General features: G+C 49.2%; 7 protein-coding genes. 5 read left to right on the top strand and 2 right to left on the bottom strand.

The genetic code is table 11. The annotated features are described in order from the left end of the window. Positions 1-256, top strand: a 256-nt coding sequence (locus GUI70_RS24770) for a hypothetical protein (protein ID WP_237725115.1), incomplete at its 5' end; no start/stop codon positions are given. Positions 257-1,652: 1,396 nt separating this feature from the next. Here the strand turns inward: GUI70_RS24770 and GUI70_RS22140 are convergent. Then, the gene (locus GUI70_RS22140) at positions 1,653-1,847 is read right to left on the bottom strand and encodes a hypothetical protein (RefSeq protein WP_161884446.1); all 195 of its coding nucleotides are present in this window, start codon (positions 1,845-1,847) and stop codon (positions 1,653-1,655) included. 652 nt (positions 1,848-2,499) lie between these two features. Here GUI70_RS22140 and GUI70_RS22145 point away from each other — a divergent pair. Next, entirely contained in the window at positions 2,500-2,859 is a 360-nt protein-coding gene (locus tag GUI70_RS22145) for a DUF952 domain-containing protein (protein ID WP_161884447.1), read from the top strand. Positions 2,860-2,941: 82 nt separating this feature from the next. Here GUI70_RS22145 and GUI70_RS22150 read toward each other — a convergent pair whose 3' ends face one another. After that, a complete protein-coding gene (locus GUI70_RS22150) occupies positions 2,942-3,796 on the bottom strand; it encodes a hypothetical protein (protein ID WP_161884448.1) in 855 nt (284 codons plus the stop codon). A gap of 220 nt (positions 3,797-4,016) precedes the next feature. Here GUI70_RS22150 and GUI70_RS25340 point away from each other — a divergent pair, with 220 nt between their 5' ends. The 3 genes from GUI70_RS25340 to GUI70_RS22165 are packed head-to-tail and all read left to right on the top strand — an operon-like array spanning position 4,017 to position 4,562. Further along, positions 4,017-4,205, top strand: coding sequence for a helix-turn-helix domain-containing protein (locus GUI70_RS25340; RefSeq protein WP_161884449.1), 189 nt, complete (start codon positions 4,017-4,019; stop codon positions 4,203-4,205). After that, positions 4,192-4,398 carry a hypothetical protein gene (locus GUI70_RS22160; RefSeq protein WP_161884450.1) on the top strand — a complete coding sequence of 69 codons (207 nt, stop codon included), beginning with the start codon at positions 4,192-4,194 and terminating at the stop codon, positions 4,396-4,398. Before GUI70_RS25340 ends, GUI70_RS22160 begins: the two co-directional genes overlap by 14 nt. Then, positions 4,395-4,562 (top strand): hypothetical protein, encoded by a 168-nt coding sequence (locus GUI70_RS22165; RefSeq protein WP_161884451.1) that lies wholly within the window; start codon positions 4,395-4,397, stop codon positions 4,560-4,562. The genes GUI70_RS22160 and GUI70_RS22165 overlap by 4 nt, the downstream gene beginning before the upstream one ends. The last annotated feature ends 116 nt before the right edge of the window (positions 4,563-4,678 follow it).

The following is a 4,678-nucleotide window of genomic DNA, read 5'->3' on the forward strand; positions in this document are numbered from 1 at the left end:
TTTTTTTGCTTTGGGGGGTTTTCTCTGCGGGTCAGTCATCTACTTAGCAGTCGGAATCCTCTTAAGAATCTTAACAATTGGAAAAACTTTTCCGCCGAGATGGAAAAACTTTTCCACGTATTTTGAATTCTCAAACGATTATACACCCATCAGCACAGCATTATACACAGGCAGTGCATACAGAGAGAAGTTAGTAGAAGAGAAGTTCTTAAAGATACTTCGCAGGGCGAAGGTCAGGGAACAGGATGAGGTGTAAACCGTCTTGGTTGCAGGTAAGCTTCACAAGTCCCATTTAATTGTTTTCTGCTAACAAATCGCTGAACAAATATACGAAGTCCCCTCGAATCAGACAACGGGGGCAGGTCGCCTCGTAAGTTCCAGGTGGTTTCTACAGACTTAGGAATTGGTTATTGAGGTTAGACGTAGCTTGGCAACGGAGGTGATGTCAGCCGCTTGTTCAACCACGCCGCACAATTTCTTATTCCTGAAAACTCCTCCATGTCGGCTAGGACACGGTGTAGCTGAGCCTGTAGGGTTCCAACTCGCTCCCAACTTCCAACTACTGACCAGAATTTAGAACACCACCAAAGAAAACTGTGTTCGTCTCCGAAGGCTCTAGAAAAAGCTCCGGCGAGACGGTCAACGGCTTTGGAGGTTTCAGGCCCAATTTCGGCCAGTAGGCTAAGGCTGTAAACACTGTCTCTTAGCGTGCTGAAGGGATGTTCCGGACTAAAGGATAACGGGGGGTTTAGTCTAAAAATCCCTAACGTTGCCACGTCTTCAAGAATTCGTTCTTTTACTACTTTCACAGCGTTCTTTAGACCGGAAATGATGCTCTGCGCCGTGTTCTTCGACCTCAAGTCCTGCTGGAAATCTCGCCAGCGGTGCTGGAAATCTTCTGGCGTAAGGCGTGGCATGGTCGCCTTAGTGGTCAGCTTGACCGCCCATAGCGTGGAAGCCCACAGGTTCTCCCCGTTGACCCGTGCTGCCAATGGGGAGCTGTCCAGTAGGCCCGCTGCTTCTAGTTCCCCTTGCAGGTTCCTCACGTGTCGGTCTGTGTAACCAAGCGTCCAAGCTACAAGGGACTGGGGAAGGGAGTACACCACTGATGAGGTGTTGCGGTGGTAATGCCGATGATCTGCCACGTACACACCGACGTGATGTAGCAGCTCCCACAGCCTGCTAGCGCCTTTGGTGAGTTGCTGTGTGCCCTGCACGTCCAGGTGGTCGGCAAAGGGCTTGTAGGGGTGTACCTGTACCTTCGTTGGCACCTCTGTTGGCCTGACAGTCTGGAGGACTGAAGACGCATCCAGTTCGACAAACGCTGTACTACCAGGGAAGAGGGTCTGCCTGCTATGGGTCAATAGCTTCGCTAACTTTTCGTTCAAGTGCCTGACCTACACTTTCCCCATCACTGGAAGGTGCTAAAGTTCCAGTAATGGGGATGAATTTTCGTCCCTGAATCGGAAAAGAAGAGTTCGCTTTGGGTCGCCAAACTTCGGCGGCTCTTCTTTTTTTGTGGTCAGCAACTAATGGGAGCTTATCAGGCAGGATGTCCGTCGTCACCCCGTGCGAGGTGTGGCAGTTCGGTGTACTCCTGAGAAAATCCTTCTGCGGAGTTCAGTAGCAGGGACTCAAGTTCCGTGGGAGGCTCAGCGCAGGTTGCTGTCCCCGTATTTGGCGAGCAGCTCCCATGACTTCTCCAAAGCCCGTCTGGATTCGTCAACGATGGTCTGATGGTCCCTCATCAGCCTGCGGCTCTGTTCGCAAAGCCTCCGCACTTCAAGTTGGGTTTGGTTGCTCTGCACCCTCAGAAGCATGTCCTGCTCCACCATGAGTGAGTCCATTCCCTGATTGTGGCCCTCTACAAGTTCGATGTCTTGTGCATGTCGTTGAACGTCGCTTGAGGGTTGGATTCCTACGTCAGGGGATATACCACCAAGAAGGGTAAGTCCGTTGCTGGGTATTACCGACGCTGCTAAGCCGAAAATCCCTTACCTAAAACGAGCTGGGTATAATACTTTGTTGGAACCGAAGAGTATCTGTTGCAGCTTCAACTTGCCCTGCTGACCACCAGGCAAGGAAGTCGTCCATACTCTGAAGGGATGATGCGACCGGCTGAGCACGAAGACGTATGGCAGCTTCGTGTGCTGACCCGGCGTGCTGTGGCCGAAGCGTTGAGCTGGGCAGCAGCGGGCGACGTCTCAGCCCAGCAGTTGAGGCACGACTACCTGGTATGCAAGCCGACCTTGGTGGCTCTTCAGGTCATCCGAGAACGGGCTGAGCGGCTCCGAGATAACCTGTGCCTGAGGCGGGCTTGGCACTTGAACTGATTTGTTGGTGCTACGGTCCACGAACGGTCCGGTGTGAGCCGTAACAACGAACAGAGATGAGGCGAGGGCTGTTGGTGTATCTGATTCACCCGCTGGGCTGCGGCTTTGTAGAAGGGCAAGGCCAATACCTTGCTCAGCAAGTACACCAGAGCTTTAAGGTGTGACGATGATTGTTCACATTACCGACGCTGATGCTTGGCAAGAAGCGCAGCGCCACGGCCAGTACGTCCACGCCAGCCTCGGTACTCAAGGTTTCATCCACTGCTCTACACCCACTGAGCAGCAATTGATTGAAGTTGCAAATACACTGTTTCAGGGCCAATCGGACTTGGTCTTGTTGCTGGTGGACCCAGCTCAACTGACATCCGAACTCAAGTACGAGGAATATGAAGACAGCGGTCTTTTCTTTCCCCACATTTACGGACCCATCAACACAGATGCCGTCTCACGTGTTGTTCCTTTCCCTTCACAATCTGATGGTACTTTTCGTCTACCGGACATTGTCGTTGAAGAAGCAGACAACTAAGATCAGAGTATCTGACATGTCCCTCTAAAATTTGCGCCACACTGCAGCAAAATAGAGAACACCTAGAACCCTAGGTGGGGTTTCATGCTGCTTCGCTAGAAGGGTTGTACCCTAATAAGGGAATGTTTAAGCTCCACCGTCTAATTGGTGTTGACTGGCGCTTTTTGTTGGGGCTGTAGTTTAAAAGGTCTTCTAGAAGAAGCCTGTAAAGGTTATTAATGTTCTTGCCGCTGGCGAAAATCCGAGCATCGTAGGGCTTATGTAGGTATAGCAGGAATGTATAAAGGTTAACGAGCATCGGTTCATTGGAGTATTGCTCCTGTCCTAATTCCTTGATCTGAACTTTGTATTTACCTACGGTCTCAGGGATAACAGTGATGGGAGTGGCCAAGGTAAGTATGTGGAGATGGTGTTTAAGCTCTTTGGATTTGGCAGGACGTTCTACTTTGCAGTAGCTCATGCTGCTGCCTGAAATGCTCTTAGAAATCTCTCGGATAATGCCCATGTCGGAGAGACTCCCAAGTTCGACAAGGATGGAAAGATACTTGTCCTGAGTTGGATTGTAAGTATCCTGGAAGTCTGTAAACAGTTTCCTAAATCCCTCGGTGTTTTCGACCCCCCGACGCTGGAGTAAGTGGGGAGGTTTGAAACGACGAGGGTGCCACAGCTCCTTTTCAGGACAGTACTCGTATTGATCTGGATTGAGATAGAGGGAGTGGGAGTCCCAAGTTCTAAAGTGGAAGCTGTGCATGTCGTTGATAATGTTTAAGGCTGCGCTTTCTGTTTGACTCGCTAACTCCTCAAGCCTTTCTAGAGTCATTCCATGCCAATCTTCTAGGTAGTTCTTGGCAAAATCGTAGAAGTCACGTCTAGATGGAAGAGACTTTAAGAAAGGGTAGTTCAGTGATAATGATGAAGCTTCAATGGTGTACGACATTATTCCCTAGGTTTTGCAGGGAGTCTTTTGGGTTTATTCCTTTGCCTGAGAGGCTGTAGTGTGATAAAATAGTGTCGTCGGATTACAATGGAACAGAGACTTTGCATGGGGATGATTTAGTAGATCATCCCTTTTACTTATATTGTACTTCATCAACAGTAAAAGGTCTAGTTTCGCTATTTTCAACCTCTGGAGCTAGAATAACTCCAAAGGTGATTAAATGTTCTATTCAACAAAAGAAGTATCAGACATCCTTAAGATTAGTGAGGCGACAGTCCTTCGGTTAGTCCGAGAAGGTGAAATAAGAGCGGTTAAGTTGGGGAAACGTCTTTACAGAGTCCACGCCTCCTCGCTGGAGTCTTTGAAAGATGTCGGACTACTTCCAAGGAAAGCAAATGACGAAGGTTGATCTGGAATTGGAAGGTGCTCAGGATGAGTTCAAGGAAGCATTTCCACGACTGCCGATGACTCCCGAGAAGGCCTTGCAAGAAGCTCTTGTGAAATCCCTAGATGTGATTCTAATTGCGGCCCAAGGCTTACTGATCCTGACAGGACGAATACAAGTTCGGGGCGTTTATCAGGAACCAGGAGGACCACAATGACCAAGGTTACAGAGAGCAAGATCACCGCCGACAAATCCGGCAGACCAGTACGACAAAAAATCACCCTTACCAACGACAACGGAAGCTCTACAGGTACTTACGAAGTACACAACGGTAAGACAGTACTCGTGAAAACAGATTACAAAGTCAAACAAGGTAAGTAAGAGGGAGTAATTTCCCTTTTTTTTGCTTTGGGGGGTTTTCTCTGCGGGTCAGTCATCTACTTAGCAGTCGGAATCCTCTTAAGAATCTTAACAATTGGAAAAACTTTTCCGCCGAG

The organism is Deinococcus alpinitundrae (assembly GCF_009982895.1).
Taxonomy (GTDB): Bacteria; Deinococcota; Deinococci; order Deinococcales; family Deinococcaceae; genus Deinococcus; species Deinococcus alpinitundrae.